Raw genomic sequence first — 18,609 nt, forward strand, 5'->3', positions numbered from 1 at the left:
AGCCACAGCAAGAAGCAGGATCGTCAGCGGCTCTTTGTCCAGGGGCAGCCAGGGCGAGCCTGAACCCGTGTTCGGTGCGTTCATGTCCTCGGTCAGCTCGGCAAACTCCGCACTGCGGTCCCTCCAAAAGGCCGTCGCGGCGCTGAACACTACACAGTCGCGTCTGTCGACGGGTCTCAAGATCGAGGGGGCCAGAGACAACGCCGCCTACTGGTCCATCTCGACAGGGATGCGATCTGAGGGAAAATCCTTGTCGGCGGTCAAGGACACGCTGAACCTTGGCGCTGCGACGGTGGCAACGGCCTATCAAGGGCTCAACAGCGCGCGCGAGGTGCTCGACACGCTGAAAGCCAAGCTGACAGCGGCGGGGCAGCCGGGTGCCGACGGCGGCGCGCTGCAAAGCGAGATCGCCGCCCTTCAGCAGCAGCTTCGCGCCATCGCCGGCACCGCCACGATGTCGGGCGAGAACTGGCTGGCCGTGAACTCGTCATCGGCAACGTACGCCTCGACCCGGGAGATCGTCGCTTCGGTTGGGCGGGACGCGAACGGGGCGGTCACGATCAGTGCGATCAAGGTGGATGCCGGCAACCTAGCGCTGTTCGACCGTGCGCAGCCGAGCGGGGGCGGTCTGCTGGGCGGCGGCAGGACCTTGGTGGGGGCGGACGGCAAGGCGCTGGCGATCGGCGGGCAGCACGAGACACGGGGCAATCAGACAGATGCCGGACTGACCGCGACGACCGGCACATCGGCCGGTGCGTCCGGAGAGCTCGGCGCCATGAACGCCACTGTCGTCATAGGGGCAGCACCGTCACTTCCTCTTGAAGGAAGCCCGGGCAGTTTGGGTCTCGAAACCCAAAGCCAATCGCTCTCCAATCCAGTGATAATTCCAACCCAAAGTGGGTACGAAGTGAGGGTGACTATATACTTTACGAGCGGTCGTGAAGCTAACCTCCACTCCGGTTTGGGAAGGGGTGCTGACTACGATAGATACGTTTCCGGTCTAAACAGAGGATCGATAGAAAACAATTACAACGTTCAGTTTGAGAGAGCTGGTGACAGAATCATAGCAAATTATCTTCCCAGCGAAGTTTCAAGAATAGAAATGTGGAGACCGAGGAATGGTGATTTCGTCGTCCAGTCAACTGGAGGTCGTGTCCCAACAAGCGGGGAGTTGACTGCCAGCCTTGATGGATCCCATCTCTCGAACGGCGACGTCATCACCGTCAGCTACCGCCTCGGCCCGTCCGGTGCGGTGCAGACGCGCGACGTCACGGTGGCCGATGCCGCGACCTTCGACAAGGCGGCCTTCGCCTCCGCCTGGGGCACCGTGCCGGACGTCACGGTCGCGGCGGGCTCGGGCTCGGACGTCGCCTTCACCCATAGCGGCGTGACCGGCTCGGCCTCGCAGTTCACAATCACCGACGTCGTCGTGCGCTCGTCCGCCGCGACGGGAAGCGTCATCAGGAACGTCGATCCGCTCAGTGGCATCAACGGCTCGAAGGCCGCCTCGGTCAAGACCGGCGTCCTCACCTGGCCGGGCGGGCTCGCCGCCACCGACCGCGTGTCGGTGAAGCTCGTGGGGGTGGCGAGCCCCTACACGGTCGCGGCCGGCGCCTCGCTCGACGCCTTCGTCGCCAACCTCAACACCGCCTTCGCCGGGGCCTACGCCGCCTCGCGCACGGGCGCGGGCGAATTGGTGCTGACCGCTGGCACCACGGGCGCGGGATCGAGTGTCGCGGTCGAATCGATCGCCTTCTCGGACGCGGCGGGCGCGGCGAAGGTCGTTACGACGACGGGCCTCGGCCTCGTCACGCAGCCGCCGCGCCTTGCGGGCGGCGCCTTCAGCGCCTTCACGCTGGATGGGAACGACACGCTCGGCTTCACCGTCCGGTCGGGGTCGGGCGCGGCGCGCGCGGTCTCGATCGACCGGGCGCTCGTCGAGACGGTGCTGGGGCCGCAGGCCGGGGGCGCGGTGGCGTCCGCCGCCGACTACAAGCGCGTGGTCGACGCCGCGCTGGCGAGAGCCGGCGTGACGGGCGTCACCACCGCCCTCGGCTCGACGCCGGCCGACGCCGACAAGCTGAGCTTCTTCGGGCAGCTGGGTCAGCCCCTGACGATTGGTGAAGTCGCCGTCTCGCAGGGCGGCCCCACCATGTCGGTCGATCGTCTCGACGTGTCCGACACGGCGCTTGCCGCGCTCGGCGTCGCCAGCGGAGAGGACCGCAACAAGGTGCTCGCCGCCTATCTTGGTGTCGTCAACTCGGCCATCAGTGGGGTCACAGCCTCGGCTGCCTACCTCGGCACGGTCGCCGCGCGCATCGACGCGCAGAAGTCCTTCACGGACACGCTGATGGACTCGATCGACGAGGGCGTTGGCGCCCTGGTCGATGCCGATATGGATGCCGAGTCCACGAGGCTCCAGGCGCTTCAGGTCCAGCAGCAGCTCGGCGTCCAGGCGCTTTCAATGATCAACCGCTCGGCCAGGGACGTGTTGCGGCTGTTCCGGTAGCGGGACGCCCATGCGGGCTGACACGGACGTGTTCGAACGGTTTGGCGGTCGAGCGACAATAGCTCTTGCAAGAGCGGCTTGCCCCACTAGAAATCGCGCACGACCATTAGCCGTAACACGATCGTCGCTGCCAGCCGTGAGCATGACTGCGCCATTCGAGAACCGCTTCGCCCCCGCAGAGGAGCCCTCGGCGTTGTGGTACGAGTGGAGCGGGCATGTCGCGCCGTTCTTCGACCTCAGCCGTCGCGACGAAACGGACCTGTCCAAGATCCCTGGCATGAACAGCTACCATCTCGGCGCCCTCCTGACGGGCGACGTGAAGGCGCCGGCGCAAAACCTCGATCGCTCGGCGTCGAAGATCGCGGACCAGGGCGTCGATCACATCCTCATTCAGTTCTACGCTACCGGACGCAGCCGGACGAGGACGGAGCGCGGGGTCTCAATGACCCGGCCAGGGCAGGCCCTCGTCTACGATCTGTCGCAGCCCGTCGCGGTGGCTTCCGATCAGGCGGTGGATGCGGTGAACATCGTGCTGCCCCGCGCGCTTCTCCTGCCGCGAGCCGACGATCTCAGCGATCTGCATGGGACAAGCTTCGACTATCAACGGGACGCCGCCTCCCGGATCTTCTTCGGCTTCGTGCGCGAGCTCGTCGGCAGCCTGCGCGAGCTTCCCCCCGGCGACATGAGCGAGATCGCACAGGTTGCCGCGACGCTGTGTTCTGCCAGCCTGCCGAGTTCGCAGGACCGGCCGACGCCCAAGGCGGCACGCGACATCCGAACCGGGCTCGACATCCGTGACTTCATCCGCCGCAACTTCGCGGCTCCAGGTCTCGATGCCGACGCCATTGCCGCCCGCTTCGGCCTGTCGCGCTCGGCGCTCTACCGCCAGTTTGCCAGCGAGGGCGGGGTTCACGCCCATATCCGCGAGCGGCGGCTGCGCCACGCCATGCGACTGATGACGATGCCGGGCGCCAGGCCGCGTGTGTCCAGCGTCGCCTATCAATGCGGCTTTGCCGACGAGAAGAGCTTCAGCCGCGCTTTCAGGGCCCGGTTCGGCCTTCTGCCAAGCGAGGCGGCAGCGGGCTTTGCGCGACCGGAGGCGCCCAGCATGGGGAGCACATTGGCGGCGTGGATCTTGAGTTTGGAGGACTGAAGTCCGCTCCACCTAACCGGCTGCCTTCCTGCGGAGTGTCCGCTTCGGAGCGTGCTCAGGTACCCGCCTAGCGTCTTGGAAGGGTCGAAAGCGGATGGGCCGCTTTCAGGCGTCCGCTTTCCCGGCGTTGATCGTCTCGGCTGGGTGGACAGCCGACGGTCCGGTTTGGGGCTTCGAAGATCAGAAGCAGACACTAGGTCCTGTTGACATAGTCCTTGAGCCAGATGCGTGAGGCGGCCAGGCAGAGGAAGGCCATGAAGGAGGCCGCCGTCTTATCCTAGCGTGTGGCGATGCGGCGGGCCTGCTTCAGGCGGTTGAACATGCGCTCGATGCGGTTGCGATCGCGATACTGGCGGAAGTCGCAGGCAGCCGGTGTTCGACGGTTGGCCTTGGGCGGGATCACCGGCATGACGCCCCTCATCAGCAACGACTGACGCACCTCGTCCCCGTCATAGCCCTTATCGGCCAGCATGAGGCGCGGCTTTGCAACCGGCATTGCGAGAAGGGCAGGAACGGCCCTGTAGTCCGAGACTTCGCCGCCCGTCAGCACGAAGCCAAGAGGGCGCCCCTGACCGTCTGCGCGGGCGTGGACCTTCGTCGTAAAGCCGCCGCGGCTTCGACCAAAGCCCTGCGAACAGATCCCCCTTTAGCGCCCGCGGCCTGCGAATGGCCGCGAACCGTGGTGGAGTCGATCATGTGCTGCCAGTCGCCGGTCAGCCCCAACTCGACCAGCGTTTCCAATAGCGCGTCCCAGATGCCCTGTTCGGCCCAGCGACGAAACCGGACGTAGACCGAATTCCACTTGCCGTAGCGCTCGTGCATGTCGCGCCATGGGCACCCGGCCCGCAAGACAAACAACATACCGTCGAGAAATTGCCGATTGTCGTGGGACGGGCGAGCCTTGCGACCTCGCTCGCTCGGCAAAAGCACACCGATCACCGACCATTCCGCGTCCGTCAGGTCGCCTCGCGCCAAAGCTGCCTCCAAAAGGCAGCCTTGAATCAGACCTCAGCCCATCCTTGAACCCACTATGTCAACAGGACCTAGTTTGCCCGATGACAAATCCGACGCTGGACCGTGCTCCAGGGCCACGATCGTCTCGAGACGCAACTGTGCAGCCTTGGCACAGTTGTCGAGCGAAGGCATGAGGTCAGCTGGAGTGCATTGCAGGCGGATCAGCATCGTCCGCACATCGGCAATTAGGTCGAAGCCATCTACCACAAGCTTGTACAGGATCGGGTCTTCAGAGCGCTTGTAGGCGTCCTCCAAAGTCGGGAATTTCCCGTTGATGCCATAATGATGGCCTGGGTCCAGCATCGTGATGAACAGCCCCTCCTGCGCAAATATGTTGCGATTGGAGGAGTATGGCGCAATGTACTTAGACCATTTATTGTCATCTTCGAGAAAATTTCCGTCGTTTTTCGTCTTCAGATCGACATACGGCATTTCATTGATGTTTAGGGCGAATACCGCAACCTGATGGATGTCCCTTTGCATCCCGTAGATCGCAAATGACAGCGCCTTCATGGGGTTGAATGAAAAGTCCAGAAGGCGGGTCGCGATGTCGTAGTGCTGGGCGATGGAGAGCGTAGCGAGATACTCCCCTAGATCGTCGCCCATCTTTCTAAGCTCTCCGCCAATGGCAAGTGCGTCGGCCGGATCGGAATTGTGATGCCAGCGCGATGTCTCGAGGAGGCCCAGCTGCGACGCATGTCGGGCGAAATAGGCCGACAGGCGATATTCGAGGAAGTAGGCAAAGTGCTGCATATGCGCGTCGTGGGAGAATTCGAAGAGCGGTGAAGGCAAGTACCGGTCGATGACACCCTGAATGTTGCCGCGGATCTCCTCCTGCTTCTGGAGATAGTCAGCTCGCCAAGCCTTCGGTTGCATGGTCCACGAAGGATCGCCATGCCCCCGAAAAACCCAATGCCTCCGAATGTCGCCACGCCAGGTCGGAGCGTTGTCGCGTCCCGCCTGAGCCGCCGTCGGGCCGAACTGCATCGCCAGCAGAACTTCCTCAGTCGATTTCAGAGGAATCTCGATTATGGGCATGGGGGCCTCACGGTTAGGGTTCGTGTCAACTTGCACAACTCGCGAGTGAAATTATAGAGCCCATCCTCTGTCTCGCCGCCGCCCTCGATTGGGTCAGGCGATTACCGGCCCTAGTCGCTTCCTGAAAACGAAGGTTATTGCGACAAACGCTGAGTTGATATCGGCAGGGTCCTACGCGGCCGCAGTCGTATCGAGGTTGGATACGATGCGTTGCAGCTTGAGGCCGCCCGCACCGAGCGCCTTTCGGGCAACCTCGATAAGATGCTCGTGGTGACTGAACACAATGACCTGAGTATGCGCAGCAGCGGCCGCAAGGACTTCGAACAGGCAGGCGGCTCGTGCGTCGTCAGCAGTGATTAGGAGATCGTCGCAGATCACTGGCAGCGTCGCTGCTCCGGACCGGCCTTCGATCGTCCCAAGGCGCAGCGCTAGGTACAGCTGATCGCGGGTGCCTTCGCTCAAGGCCTCTACACCGACTTCAGCACCATCGGCGCGTCGGGCGAGGATGACTGGCCTGTCGTCCGCGGCGTAGCCAACACCGAGACCTACGAAGGCTCCGCCGGTGACTTTGGCAAAAAGGGCACCAGCCCGCGCAATGAGGGGGGCCTGATTGGTGGCCCGATGGCGATCGAGCATCCACCGCAAGAGGGCGGCGGCCGAAGCTGTCCGCACATGCTCCTCCGCCACTTCGGCAAGCTGATGAGCCGCTTCCGTCGCCTCTTGCTGCGCGTTGGCGGCAGCGCTGTCGCTAGCGGCACGCTCCATTTCTTCTTCTACAGCGTTGAGGGCACGCCCAACCTCTTCGCGCTCGCTGGCCAGATTCGGTCGGCGATCCTGGATGCGGCTGCGGGCCGCCGCTTCTTCCTCGACGGACAGTTCGGCGATCTCGACAGCTAGCGCATCGAGTCCTGCATTGTTGTCAGCACCGGCAAGTTCCACGAGCGCTTCGCGCTCGACCGTTCGCAGGAAGGCCCGGCGATCGGCCTTTGCGATCGTTTGATCAAGGGCCGTTTCGTCGGCGACCCCCGCTTTTCGCATCAGCGCGCCGATCACAGTTTCGGCGGCGTCGAGTTGGGCCTTCGTCTGCGCGAACTCCTCTGTGAGCCGCGTGCGTTCACCGATTTGCGTGTCCCACTCCTCGGTGTCGCGAATAGCATCGTCGAGCCCAGCGGCAAGCGTCTGCACCTGGTCCACCGCCCTCCCTTTCCGAGCTTGCCTGAGCGCGCCGAGCACGGTGTCGAGATCCGCCTCGAACGCGATCCGGTCGCGCTCGATGCCGACGATCTGGCGAGCCACGCCTTCACGTGTCGCGGTCTCCTCGGCGATCCCTTCGAGCGCAGCCAGAGCGTCCACCAGCGCGATTTCGCCGCTCGTCTCCGCAAGACCCGCCTCCTCCGCGAGGGCACCGATTTCTGTATCGAGAGCCATACGCTCCTCGTCGATGACTTTCTCTTCCAGTTCGAGTTCCACCCCAGCGCGATCGATCACCACCATCTCACGAACGATACGTTCTCGCGCGGTGGCTCGCTCGCTCGAAAGCGCGGCAAAACGGCGAGCTCGTTCGATGAGCCCAGGATCATCCGTCGCCACTCCGCCGCCACCGGCTTCTGCCAGCGCTTGCCGGATCCGGCTTCGAGAGCGCTCGGTCGCGGCTCGCAACTCTTGCAGCGTCTCGAGCGCTTCCGCCGCTTCGCGCCCAGCTTCGAGGGCCGCCGTCCGCTGCATCAGCCAGTTTGCAAAATCAGCGGCAACGATCGGTCTCTCGAACCCCAGCGCGCCGAGCCGAGCGGCCCACTCAGCCTCGGCCCGTTCTAACTCGGCGGTCCACACGCTCCGTCGCGTTTCCGCTGCGGCGCGGAATTCCTCGGCCTCGGCAAGGGCCACGACGGCGAGCCCGTGTTCGGCGATACGCGTGGCTTCACCATCCCGTCGATCTGCGAGGCGGTCGGCCTCGGCGACCGCCTCCCTCAGCGCGTGTCCAGTAGCCTCGTCGTCGGTGCGGCGCTCGGACGCAAGACGTTCACGCACTGCATCGACCACCCGGTCGCGGGAGGCACGCTGTGCCGCAATTGCATCTGGTGTCGGCAGCGTATCGCCGGCTCCGATCGTCGCCAACTTGCTCTTCTCGCGGATCGCGGTCGTTTCCGCAGCCTCTGCTTCCTTGCGCGCAGCGAAAGCCTCGTTTCGCGCCGTATCGATCGTTCTCTGCGCTTCACCAGCTTCCGCGGCGCTCGGCAGCTCCAGCCTCGCAAGCACCGCCGCCGTGCCCGCCCATGGACGAAGGCCCTCCAGATGGCCGTTCGCGCGTATGTGCCTCCGCGCGGCATCCTTCTCCGCCTGTCCGAGCCTCTTCTCAGCGTCCATCGGCAAAGTGGCCAAGGCTTCGTTCACGGCTCCCGCATCGAGGAAATCGCCCAGTCGAGCGAGTTCGGTCGCGCCCTCCGCGCGAGCGACCGCAATTCTAGCTCGCTCCTTGCCTGCAATCGTCTCGCGTTGGCGCAGATCGCGGCGCGCGTCCAAATGCGTGACCGCGCGACGGCGCCAGCCGGCCGTCGGGAGCGCAACTCCGTCCCTGAGGTGCGCCTCGGCGCGTGCACTGGCAATCTGCGCGTCTATACGCTCCAGTTCGGCGCGTCGGCGCTCTAGGTCCATTGCTGCCGTGGCGATCACCGGGCGGCGCTCATCCAACGCTTCGATCGCCGCGCGTTCGGCAATGAGAGGACCCGGCACTTCAATGGCGTCGATCACAGCCGCGACACGCGCGATATCGGCCTCGACCCGCGTCACCAGCGCAGCGAGCGTGCCGCGCTCGGCCTTCGCCGTGGCGAAGCGCTCGCCGGCGTCCGGGGCCATGTCCGGAACAATACGCAGCTCGTCCAGTTCGCGTCGCGCTTCCTTCAGCCGAGCGAAGGGGGCGCGCGCCCGCGCGATGCGATCAAGCCGCGCCTGCTCGCGGCTCATCGCTTCCGCTTCCTCGATCAGCGCCTGGCGCCGCATTTCGGCATCCGTCCGGCGTTGGCGCACCTTCGTCCAGTCGGCATCGCCAATGGAAGATTGGCGGACCCGACCCAACGCCTCGGTGCGCTCGCGCAGCAAGCGGTTGACGGGTGGGTTCTGACCCGCCGGCTTGAACAGCGCGACCGCGGCCTCTTCGAGCTTCTTCAGCTCGGTTCCGATATGCGAAAGGCCGGTACCGGCTTCGAGCGTGATCCGTGCGGCGTCATCTCGGCCGCTGAGGATCCCCTCGCCGCCGCGGCGAAGTTTCGTGTGGTCGAGACCGAACATCCGCTCGAATGCCGTCCGGTCCAAACCGCCGAGAAGCGCGGCTAGTGGGTCTGCCGTGTAGGGCGTTCCATCTGCTTGCAACAGCGTGTCCCGGTTGCCCTTGCGCCGCGTCACGTCGATCGTTTCGCCGTCGTGCTCGATCAGCGCGCGCAATCTGAGCTGGGAATAGTCGTAGCGCCAGTTCTGGCTGCTTTGACCGGGAATTCCGAACAGAAGATCGCCGATCGCGGCAAGCGCGGTGGATTTGCCGGCCTCGTTGGGTCCCACCACCAAATGCAGATCCGGCCCGCCCTCACCGAAGTCGAAGACGCGATCGGCAAAGCCCCCGTAGCGGATGAGTTCGAGCTTCCGGAAACGCATCAGTCCGTGGCTCCCCCAAGCCGAGCCTCTATGAGGCTGCGTGCAGCCCCGGCGATGGCCTCGCCGTTCCCGGTCCTAGCGAAGGCGATGAGTGGCGTAGTCTCAGCGTCCCCAATTTCCATCGGAAGCTTTCCGATGAGCGGCGCGATAGCGGCCTCGATCGCGCGGCGACAGTCCGGGTCGGTCATCGCCTGGTTGAGGAGATCGCGAAGTTCCGCCGGCAGACCATCGGTGCCCGCTTCTGCACGCGCCGCTACCTTCACCCGTTCGATGCAGAGCGTGTCGGAAACGCCTGCGGCGTGGCCCCGCACTTCCGTTTCGAAGAAGGACGGATCAGCGTGGAGTCGCCTTGCGAGTGCTGCATTGACGACGACGGAAACGCGCGCCGCGACCGGGCGTCTCTCGGCTGCTGCTACGATCGGGCGAAGTTCACCCTGGATCGCGGTAAGGGCTTCGATCGTATCACCCGCGCCGCTAGCATCGACCCGCAGATTTGCCCAACGGATCTCGTCGGTCGCCCGATGCTCGACGTTGGTGATCGCTCCATCCACAGCGCGCACCACGACGACGCCTTTCGGACCGGTTTCGCGAACGTGCCGTCCTTGCGTGTTGCCGGCGAAGACGACATGCGGATGCGTCGAGCGCACGACATGGTCGTGGACGTGGCCAAGCGCCCAGTAGTCATGTCCTGCCGCCTGAAGCTCGGCAAGTGAGCAGGGCGCGTAGTTCGCGTGGCCCTCATGCCCATCGAGCGCGGTATGGAGCATAGCGACGTTAAGCAATCCTTTTATTGGTGGGCAATAGGTAGCTGCGATGTTCTCCGTGGTGGCAGCCTGCTTGTAGGAGCGGCCGTGAATGGCAACGCCGAGATCATCGAAAAGCACAGTCTCGCACCTTGCATTCGCCAACATGTAGACGCCTTCGGGCGGCGTCAGATGCCGGGTGACGCGGCTTTCGGCGTCATGGTTGCCAAAGGAGATGACCGCACGGATACCGGAACGCGTCAGCCGAGCGAGCTGCGCGACCGCAAACTGGCCGGTAGACTGATCCTTCCAGGCGCCGTCATAGAGATCGCCGGCGATCACCACGAAGGCAGCGCCCTCTTCAATGGCGAGGTCAACGACCCTGGCAAACGCAGTTCGCGTCGCCCCACGTACGAGCTGCGAGAATGCCTCGTCCTTGCGCGACAGACCATGCAGGGGACTGTCGAGATGGATGTCGGCGGCGTGAATGAAGGTCAGGGGCGATAGCATAGCGCACAACGTTAGCGCGACTTCAGCTAGCGTGCTACAGCCCACATGACCTAAAGTCGGCTGGAGCACGGGGCGATGCCGACTTGGTGGCTTTCACGCTTATAGGAATTCAGCCGTTAGCGGAGCAGCGATACGCAGACGACGCTGGCGAGGACTGAGGGGACCATATGCCGAATATCTGCTAGCCGCGATCAGAGACGGTGACAGATCTATCTTGATGAGCTGTGATGCCATCGCCACGCAAGCATTACATCCGAGCGCCCAATAATGCATCTCCATTCGTATCGTTTGAAGAATTTTCGCCGGCTTCGCGACGCGCATATCGAGTTAGCATCGGACATCTCAATCTTTGTCGGTTCCAACAACAGTGGCAAAACGTCGGCCACCCAAGCCGTAATGATGTTCCTGTCAGGCTCGAAGGACCGATTCACGCTATTTGACTTCAGTTCACACACCTGGAAGCAGCTCAACGCTTTTGAGGCGGCTGACCCTGCCGGTGACGCTACTGCCGAAATTCCATCCATCGTGTTGGATTTATGGTTCGAGGTGAACGCAGAGGATCTGTACCTTGTGATGCCGATACTGCCGAGCACGGCATGGGAAGGCAGCATGGTTGGCATGCGGGTGGAGCTGGCTGCGCGCTCTTCGTCGGAACTGCTGAAGCGTTTCAGGGAGCGCAAGGCCGCGGTGACGGAAAAGGCTGCTGCGCTGCCGAACGAGGCTGGCGACTACAAGCCCTGGCCGAAGTCGCTGACTGATTACCTCGAGAAGGAACTCCACCACGAGTTCGAGTTTCGCTACAGCGTATTGGATCGCGCGCGGTTCGACCCCGCTTTGGTGCAAGAAATCGGCTACAGCCCCGCTCCCCTGGCTGGCGAGGTAAGCGGAGCTGCTGTGCTCAAGTCGCTCGTTAGGGTCGATTGTTTGAACGCCCAACGCCATCTCGCCGATCCGGCGTCGAGAACCGAAGGCGGTTCGGGCCGGTCCGAGGACCTTTCCCGCCGGCTGAGCCGGTTCTACGAACGCAACCTTACCCAAAGGGAGGAAGACCACACCGCTCTCAGGGCGCTTTTCAATTCCGAGGTGGGGCTTAACGACCACCTCAAGGACGTGTTCAAGGACACGCTCGACCGTATTGCCACTCTCGGCTATCCTGGGCTCAACAATCCACGGCTCGAGATCAAGTCAGCGCTCAACCCCGCAACGGTAATGAGCCAAGACGCCAAGATCCATTACGTGCTCGGCGACGGCGACGACGCCGCGCGGTTGCCCGACAGCTACAATGGGCTGGGTTTTAAGAACTTGATCTACATGGTGGTCGAGATTCTCGACATTCACGGGAAGTGGAAGGCCGAGGAGGAGAAGCGCGCACCGCTACACCTGATCTTCATCGAGGAGCCCGAGGCGCACCTGCATGCCCAATTGCAGCAGGTCTTCATCCGGAACGTGCTAAGCCTTGTTAAGGAGGACGGAGAAAGCGCCCACAACAGCCAGGTTGTGATGACGACCCATTCGCCGCACATCCTCTACGAGCGAGGCTTCGCTCCGATCCGATATTTTCGGCGGCACGCTGATGGCGAGCAAACCACACATGTCCTTAATCTCTCAGCATTTCAGGCTGGGGAGGCACCTAGGGACCGACATTTTCTGCAGCGCTATCTGAAGCTCACTCATTGCGACCTGTTCTTTGCAGATGCTGCCGTCTTGGTGGAAGGTAACGTAGAACGGCTCCTCATGCCCATCATGATCGAGCGAGAAGCGCCGACGCTTCGGTCCGCATCGCTTTGCATCCTTGAAGTCAGTGGCGCTTTTGGCCATCGATTCAAAGAACTGATTGAATTCCTTGGCATCACAACACTGATTGTTACGGACATCGACAGCGTGACCGCCAAGCTGATCCCAGATCCAGTCGACGAGGATGCGGAGGAGGACGAGGAGGTCGAGTTCGAGGTTCCCGACGATGAGGAGGGAAAGCCAGCGAAGAAGCGATACGGCAAGGCCTGCCTGCCCTCAGTGGAAAACGCTGAGACCTCGAACCAGACCTTGATCAAGTGGCTGCCCAAGAAACGGCTCATAGGCGATCTGCTGAAAGCGGACGCAGCCGAGAAAACAGCTCATATCATCGGGTCCGAACCGGCGAAGGTTCTGGTGGCATACCAAGTTGCCACCGACGTCGCCTGGGGTGGCGCGACGATCTCGGTGTGCGGTCGCACGCTCGAAGAGGCTTTTGGTCTCGAGAACGCTGAATGGTGCCAAGCCATCGAGCGCAAGGACGTGGGCCTGAAGCTCAAGAAGGCTCCCAAAGACGTTGCGGCACTTGCGGAAGGCCTACACAAGCGAGTTGGTGGCAAGCACTTCGACAAGACAAAGTTCGCGCTGGAAATCATGGCCTCCGGCACGGAGGGCTGGACGACTCCGAAGTACATCAGGGATGGTCTTAGCTGGTTGGCCGAACAGGTTGATCTTGAGGTGGTGCAGGAGGCCGAGGCCATCGTCGGTGCGGTAGAGGCCGTCGAGGGCGAAGCTGAATGAGCGGTGGGCGGATCGACAAGCCGGACACCGAGGCCGACAAGCACGTCAAGGCCAGCCTCGCTGGCAAGGAGAAGCGTGGCTTCGTCATGGTAGCGGGAGCCGGTTCAGGCAAGACCACGTCTTTGGTCAAGGCGCTGGCCACCGCCATCCAAATGCGAGGCCAGGAGCTCAAGCGCAGCCGCAGACGGATCGCCTGCATCACCTATACGGAGGTAGCTGCCGCCGAACTTTGGGCCGATGTAGGCAACAATCCGCTGCTGCACGTCTCGACCATCCATAGCTTTCTGTGGTCGATCACGCGCTCCTTCCAGACGGATATCAAAGCCTGGGTGATCCGTCGGATCGATGAGCGCATCGCGGAACTCGAGGCGACGGCTGCCAATTTCGGACCTCGTGTCCAGGAGCGTACGCGCCTCAAGAACCGCAACGACCTTGACCGGTACGCCGCCTCGATCCCTATTGTCGAGAAGGTGGCGACGTTCAACTATGGGACGGGAAGCGATTATCCCCGTGGCGTACTTGGCCATGACGACATCATCCGCATGGCCGCCTATTTTATGGTGGAGCGCCCACTGTTCCGGACCTTGGTTTCCCAGCAGTTCCCAATTGTCTTTGTTGACGAAAGCCAGGACACCCAGCCGATCGTCGTGGAGGCTCTCAAAGCGGTAGCGGCACAGGCTGGGGCCGATTTCTGCCTCGGCTTTTTCGGCGACCCCATGCAACGCATATACGCCACTGGCATCGGTGACATCTCGCTCGAGGAAGGCTGGGAGGCGATTGCCAAGGAAGAGAACTTCCGGTGTCCAACGAAAGTGCTAGCCGTGGCAAATGCCATTCGGCGCGACGGTGACGACCTCGTGCAGACTGGAGGGCGCGTGGTGCAGAACCCGGCCGGAGGAGCGCCCCTTCCTGTCGAAGGCTCGGCGCGCATCTTCGTGCTGCCGGCAGATGGCAATCGAGATGAGAGAATTGCCGCTGTCCGACGTCTGGTCTCGAACGAGGAGGGCGATCCCTGCTGGGCGGACGGCCCCGATGCTGACTTCAAGTTGTTGGTCATCGTGCATCGAATGGCGGCCAACCGCTTGGGTTTCGGCCAACTTTATGCCGCTATGAACGACAAGGCGCCGAGCGCGTTTAGCGACGGCTTCCTCGAAGCAACTTCATGGCCACTTAAGCCCTTCGTCAATTTCGTTCTGCCTGTCGTTGAGGCCATGGAGGTCGGCAACGAATTCGAGACGATATCGCTTTTGCGCAGGTCGTGCCCCCGGCTACAGCGCGAAGCGCTGTCCAAGTCGAAAGTCGCCGACCTTCTCGCTTCGCTGCGCGCTGCGATTGCGGAACTCGTGGCTATGATGTCCGACGACAAAGCCACAGTTCGTGACGTCCTCATCCATTTGGCGCAGAACGACCTCACAACATTCGATCCACGTATCTCGGCGTTCATCGGCGAAGCACTTCCTAGGAAGGAGGACGTCGCAGAGGATGCGGAGCAGAAAGAGGAAGGCGAGGACGAAGAGTCGGCTTCGCTAGAGATCGATGCCATGGACCGCTACCTAGCATGCCCAGCTCGCCAGTTCCGCGGGTACAGGACATACATCAGGCAATCGTCTCCCTTCTCGACGCAGCAAGGGATTAAAGGCGCTGAGTTCGAGCGCGTGCTAGTTGTCCTCGACGACGATGAAGGGACCCATGTGCAGTTCTCCTACGATAAGTATTTTGGCGTCAAACCCCTATCCAAGCGAGATCTTGAGAACATTGCCGAGCAAAAACCGACCGCAGTCGATCGGACAAGGCGTCTCTTCTACGTCTGCTGCACGAGAGCCCTTAAGGATTTGGTTGTCGTTTATTTCTCTGACGATCCAGCCTTGGCAGAGGAGCGCGTCCGCGCTTCAAACATTTTCCCTCACGAAGCAATTCTCACGGACGAAGCGCTCGCATAAAATAAAGCGTATTTCGAACGCCCGCTCAGTTTGTTATTGCAGAAGCTGTACAAGGCTTTTCGTCGTTACAGACGGCTGGTGGGGGGCGAGCGCTTTGCCCTTCACAGCTTCTGATGCGGAACTGGGTTGAGTCCGGCAGTAGCAATCTCGGGCAGCGCAACGGTCGGTGTTGAGCTTCCAGTCAGAATGGGTGGCTCAGAACGCGATCGGCACCTCGTAGCCCATAGCGCTGTAATCTTCTCTCTGCTCGGATGGCGGGCGGTCTGCCACTCAAAATCAACCCGGGAATCATCAAGAAATGGCCCGCCGATCGACGTTTGAGGATCATCTCTTCGCGCTGAACCTACCGTTCAAACGTAAGAAGCGCACCCGAGCGGAGGAGCTTCGGGAACTCGTTCATGAGGCAATCGAAGAACTCGACCTTCTCGATCATAGAGGAAAGCTTCGAGATTTCGGAGTGACATTCGATCGTATGCCAAACCGCCATTTCGACTATTGGCTATTCGATGAGCTTCTAGTCCAACTCGGCGCTGGTGCCGGGCGGCGTGGAATACGCAAGCCATTAAACCAGCTTCGCGTGGTTTCATGGAGAAAGAGTGCAGCCGACCTATCGACCGCGATCCGCATTGTTTGCAGGAACTATGACGAACTCAAGTTCAGCCGCATGCTTGTATTCCCTCTTGAAGGCGACCAAGCCGGATGCCGATTAACGAAGGGACTGTACCGAGCCTAAGCGAGGAGTTTTGTAACTCAGCCGGCCTTTTTCTACGAGTTGGTCATCAATCTTAGGCCGGCAAAAAGCGCAGCGCGTCCCGTTCCATGTCGTGCAGAAGGGTGGCGATGTGGGCGTTCGCGGTTAGAAGGCGGCCGCGAATGTCGGCGAGCGTGGCGGCAAGATCGTTCACGTCGATCGGGATGCGTCCGCAGTAAAGTTTCAGGAACAGGATCGGCGACAACCGGATCTGATCGTCCACGAAGACGATTGCCGGTAGGCGCCTCTCGATATTGCCGAACGGTGCATTGGAGGTCGCCTCCACCGGAAACAGCTTGACCCAGGTATGCGGCAGGTGAAGCAGTCTTGCACGGTTGATGACATGATCGGCATGGACGCCGATCATGTCGGAGCCGGCGATGTTAAAGCCAGATTGCGACAACTCCTTCATAGCTGATGCGTAGGACCGGTAGGAAGCGCGAGCCCAGAGCTGATCGTAAGGAAGCAGCGTGTTGAGACCGCTGTTGAGGCATCTGTAATAGCCTCGGATCCTGACGACCGACGTCAGCCGCCTGTTCCCAACACGCTGGATCGCCATGTCATGTTGGTTCTTCCAGGCGGTCAAGCTCTTAAAATCCCGGAACAGCACCGGCGGCATGACGCCATCGTTCTCTATGATCGTCGACAGGTCGAGGCACTGGGAGACAATGAAATCCGCAGCGCCCCCATGGATGTAATGTCTGGGCATAACGACGATACTCTCCGATTCGCTGTCTGCAGAGCAAGCACTCAAAAATGCTGCCAGGGGTACGCTTCGTCCCAGGCGCATTTGATCGTCAGGCGGCCGACGACGTGCTCCCGAGCCACTACCAATATCGACGCCATCTCCCTCGTAGATCGGCGAGGGGTTTCGGCGCCGATCGGCGCGGCAAGCCATTGGTTGTGATGAGCTGACGGGGCATAGCGTGGTGCCATAGAGCAGGCTATGGCGCTACTTGATCCTGTTGCCTTGCTCCGTCACGGGTCCGCTGGATCGTCAGGCGGCTCACCGCGAACTCCCGGGCCAAGGCGGAAATTGAAGCCCCCTCCCCGATCCGCTCGACCACCATGCGCTTCTGCTCAGCCGTCAGCTTGGCGGGGCGCCCCAGCACCTTGCCCTGCTCCTTGGCCCGGATCAGACCAGCCTGGGTTCGCTCGATCAAGAGGTCACGCTCGAACTCGGCTACCGCGTTGATGACACTCATCGTCATCCGGCCTGTGGAACTCGTCAGGTCCACCCCGCCCAGCGCCAAGCAATGGACCTTGACGCCCATGCCAGCCAAGAGTTCGACCGTCGCCCGAACGTCCATGGCGTTGCGGCCGAGGCGATCCATCTTGGTAACGACGAGAACGTCGCCCTCCTCCATGCGATCGAGAAGCTTGGCGAAGCCTTCCCGATCTTTCGCGGCGAGCGACCCCGACACGGTTTCCGAGACGACGCGGCGCGCATGCACCTCGAAGCCGGCGCCGCGGATTTCGCCGATCTGGTTTTCGGTGGTCTGGCCGTTGGTGGAGACGCGGACATAGGCAAACACGCGGGACATCGGACCTCGAAACCGCTCGGAAACGTACGAAAATTATAGAGCATGCTCGATACGCACGACAGCCTATTTTCGAGCATGTCGCTCTGCCCCTGCTCATAACCGTTCGAATTGGCGCAGGGTCGAAAACGACCGCCAACGCCTCAGGCTTCCAACCGGTCCAGGCAGACGGGTTTGAGCGCAGCGAGCCATTCAACACCCTATTGCGGCTGCTAGGTCTAAACATATACATTGGGTATCATTGAACATTGCGGGTGCCTATTCATTCACAGGGTTCCATCGATCGTTCGCAGTCTTTAGTTGGAGGCGGCATTGAAGGTGTACGAGCTACCCATGCAGGAGAACGGGCGCGTCATCCTGCCTTCCGAGTTGCGTCGGGCTCTTGGGCTTCAGAAGGGCGATCGGGTCATCATCGAAGCCGAGGGCGACCAGATCACGTTGACCACGGCGCAGCTCCGGCGCAAACGCGCCCAGGCTATCGCCAAGCGATATGCGAAACCCGGCGTCAGTGTCGTGGATGAGTTCCTGGCCGAGAAGCGGGTCGAGGCGCAGCAGGAGATCGAGCGGATCACTCCGGACGCCGAGGATGCAGCCTAGTGAGCGCCTGCGTCATCGATACGTCCGCGATCCTGGCCTACGCCTTTTCCGAGCGGGGTGCCGCGAAGGTAGAGCGTTGGATCGATCAAGGGGCCGCGGCTTCGGCTCTCACGATCCAAGAGACGGTTTCAAAGCTCTGCCAGACGGGCATGTCGCAGGACGAGGCGCGGGAGCTGGTCCTGGCCCTTGGGCTGCGCATCCATGCGCTCGACGTCGACCTAGCGGTTTCTGCCGGTGGCATGTTCGCGGTCACGAAAGCCTTTGGGCTCAGCCACGGAGACCGCGCCTGTCTGGCGCTCGGACTGAAGCTCGCGGTGCCGGTCGTCACGGCCGACAAAGCTTGGTCCAGGGTTGCCGGCGAGCTTGGGCTGAAGGTGGAGCAATTCCGCTAAGGGTGGTTTCCCGACCGTCGGCTTTCTGAGGACGTGTGCGAGAAGCGGACGAACTGCAAACCCTGACGAGACTATTCGGTCGGTGTTCCAGCAGGGCGTGGATCAATCCGCTTGCGCATGAACACGCGACGGAAGCCGTCCTGTTCGGCACGATCGTATTCCTCCCATCCGAGCTTTGTGTAGATGGCAAGGTTCTCGTGCATCAGCTCGTTGGTGTAGAGGCGTAGCTGGTCGAGGTTGCCTT

General features: G+C 62.0%; 12 protein-coding genes and 1 pseudogene. 7 read left to right on the top strand and 6 right to left on the bottom strand.

Going from position 1 to position 18,609, the window contains the following annotated elements; translation table 11 throughout:
• Positions 1-82: 82 nt before the first annotated feature.
• Both BM175_RS23390 and BM175_RS21530 read left to right on the top strand, forming a co-directional pair.
• Positions 83-2,509 carry a flagellin N-terminal helical domain-containing protein gene (locus BM175_RS23390; protein WP_139224756.1) on the top strand — a complete coding sequence of 809 codons (2,427 nt, stop codon included), beginning with the start codon at positions 83-85 and terminating at the stop codon, positions 2,507-2,509.
• Between the two features lie 142 nt (positions 2,510-2,651).
• Positions 2,652-3,662: an AraC family transcriptional regulator gene (locus BM175_RS21530; protein WP_175526969.1), complete on the top strand. Its 1,011-nt coding sequence runs from the start codon at positions 2,652-2,654 to the stop codon at positions 3,660-3,662.
• Between the two features lie 193 nt (positions 3,663-3,855).
• Here the strand turns inward: BM175_RS21530 and BM175_RS23395 are convergent.
• The 4 genes and pseudogenes from BM175_RS23395 to BM175_RS21550 form a co-directional block, all read right to left on the bottom strand.
• Positions 3,856-4,637 (bottom strand): annotated as a pseudogene (locus BM175_RS23395) (IS5 family transposase).
• A 33-nt stretch (positions 4,638-4,670) separates the two neighbouring features.
• On the bottom strand, positions 4,671-5,714 hold the full coding sequence (locus BM175_RS21540; protein WP_090966787.1) for an FRG domain-containing protein: 1,044 nt from the start codon (positions 5,712-5,714) through the stop codon (positions 4,671-4,673).
• 171 nt (positions 5,715-5,885) lie between these two features.
• A complete protein-coding gene (locus tag BM175_RS21545; protein WP_090966789.1) occupies positions 5,886-9,359 on the bottom strand; it encodes a YhaN family protein in 3,474 nt (1,157 codons plus the stop codon).
• The gene (locus BM175_RS21550; protein ID WP_210185825.1) at positions 9,359-10,681 is read right to left on the bottom strand and encodes a metallophosphoesterase family protein; all 1,323 of its coding nucleotides are present in this window, start codon (positions 10,679-10,681) and stop codon (positions 9,359-9,361) included. The genes BM175_RS21545 and BM175_RS21550 overlap by 1 nt, the downstream gene beginning before the upstream one ends.
• Positions 10,682-10,879: 198 nt before the next feature.
• Here BM175_RS21550 and BM175_RS21555 point away from each other — a divergent pair, with 198 nt between their 5' ends.
• The 3 genes from BM175_RS21555 (at position 10,880) to BM175_RS22510 (ending at position 15,817) form a co-directional block, all read left to right on the top strand.
• Positions 10,880-13,144 carry an ATP-dependent nuclease gene (locus tag BM175_RS21555; RefSeq protein WP_090966794.1) on the top strand — a complete coding sequence of 755 codons (2,265 nt, stop codon included), beginning with the start codon at positions 10,880-10,882 and terminating at the stop codon, positions 13,142-13,144.
• On the top strand, positions 13,141-15,084 hold the full coding sequence (locus BM175_RS21560; RefSeq protein ID WP_090966796.1) for a UvrD-helicase domain-containing protein: 1,944 nt from the start codon (positions 13,141-13,143) through the stop codon (positions 15,082-15,084). Before BM175_RS21555 ends, BM175_RS21560 begins: the two co-directional genes overlap by 4 nt.
• 298 nt (positions 15,085-15,382) lie before the next feature.
• Positions 15,383-15,817: a hypothetical protein gene (locus tag BM175_RS22510; RefSeq protein WP_139224757.1), complete on the top strand. Its 435-nt coding sequence runs from the start codon at positions 15,383-15,385 to the stop codon at positions 15,815-15,817.
• Positions 15,818-15,869: 52 nt separating this feature from the next.
• Here the strand turns inward: BM175_RS22510 and BM175_RS21565 are convergent, their stop codons facing one another.
• Both BM175_RS21565 and BM175_RS21570 read right to left on the bottom strand, forming a co-directional pair.
• Positions 15,870-16,454 (bottom strand): hypothetical protein, encoded by a 585-nt coding sequence (locus tag BM175_RS21565; protein WP_139224758.1) that lies wholly within the window; start codon positions 16,452-16,454, stop codon positions 15,870-15,872.
• Positions 16,455-16,779: 325 nt separating this feature from the next.
• Positions 16,780-17,379 carry a recombinase family protein gene (locus tag BM175_RS21570; protein WP_090966800.1) on the bottom strand — a complete coding sequence of 200 codons (600 nt, stop codon included), beginning with the start codon at positions 17,377-17,379 and terminating at the stop codon, positions 16,780-16,782.
• A 297-nt stretch (positions 17,380-17,676) separates the two neighbouring features.
• Between BM175_RS21570 and BM175_RS21575 the strand changes: the two genes are divergently transcribed.
• Both BM175_RS21575 and BM175_RS21580 read left to right on the top strand, forming a co-directional pair.
• Positions 17,677-17,973 carry an AbrB/MazE/SpoVT family DNA-binding domain-containing protein gene (locus BM175_RS21575; protein WP_139224759.1) on the top strand — a complete coding sequence of 99 codons (297 nt, stop codon included), beginning with the start codon at positions 17,677-17,679 and terminating at the stop codon, positions 17,971-17,973.
• Positions 17,973-18,365, top strand: a complete 393-nt coding sequence (locus tag BM175_RS21580; protein WP_244546117.1) for a type II toxin-antitoxin system VapC family toxin — start codon at positions 17,973-17,975, stop codon at positions 18,363-18,365. Before BM175_RS21575 ends, BM175_RS21580 begins: the two co-directional genes overlap by 1 nt.
• The last annotated feature ends 244 nt before the right edge of the window (positions 18,366-18,609 follow it).

The sequence above is a fragment of the Aureimonas phyllosphaerae genome (assembly GCF_900113065.1).
In the GTDB taxonomy this organism is placed as follows: domain Bacteria; phylum Pseudomonadota; class Alphaproteobacteria; order Rhizobiales; family Rhizobiaceae; genus Aureimonas; species Aureimonas phyllosphaerae.